The sequence below is a fragment of the Thermincola ferriacetica genome (assembly GCF_001263415.1).
Lineage (GTDB): Bacteria > Bacillota > Thermincolia > Thermincolales > Thermincolaceae > Thermincola > Thermincola ferriacetica.
Genome location: NZ_LGTE01000075.1, coordinates 1 through 634, shown reverse-complemented (window position 1 = coordinate 634; position 634 = coordinate 1). Strand labels below are relative to the sequence as shown.

The 634-nt window shown below is 51.1% G+C and carries 1 protein-coding gene; it reads left to right on the top strand.

Annotated elements, in window-relative coordinates:
* Positions 1 to 178: 178 nt before the first annotated feature.
* A partial coding sequence (locus Tfer_RS15750; RefSeq protein WP_160315582.1) for a copper amine oxidase N-terminal domain-containing protein occupies positions 179 to 634 on the top strand: 456 nt, incomplete at its 3' end.

Here is a 634-nt window from a genome sequence, read left to right as displayed (position 1 = left end):
CGAGAAAAAATGCCACGTTTGCCCGCAGGGCAAACTACCTTTTTACCCCCAAGGCCGCAGGCCGAGTGGGGTATTGGCGCCGAAAAAAATTTCAGAATAATGCGATAAATGTATTGGCAGTTAATGGTGGTTCAGGTATAATATAGACGTATTTTTGCTTTACGGGGAGGTTTTTCACATGAAAAAATACATTAATTTGCTTGTCCTTGTTCTCCTGCTTACCTTTAGCACAGCGGCAGTTGCCGAGGCTGCCGGCGACATCACGGTGCTGGTCAACAATCACAAAATAGCGTTCCCCGACCAAAAACCGTATATCGATAAAAACAACCGCACCCTGGTACCGGTGCGTTTTGTGAGCGAAGCTTTGGGGGCAAAGGTGGACTGGAACGCCGAAACAAGAGTGGTCACCATCAGCAAAGAAGACAGGACCATCACCTTGAAAATCGGCGAAAGCAAAGCCGCCGTTAACGGCCGGACCAGGTATTTCGATACCAAGGCAGTGATTGCCGGCAGCCGGACCATGGTGCCCCTGCGCTTCATCAGCGAATGCCTGGGCGCCACGGTGGAGTGGCTTGCCAAGACCAGAACCGTGAAGATCACGGTGAATAATGGGTATACGATTCCGGAGGGGACG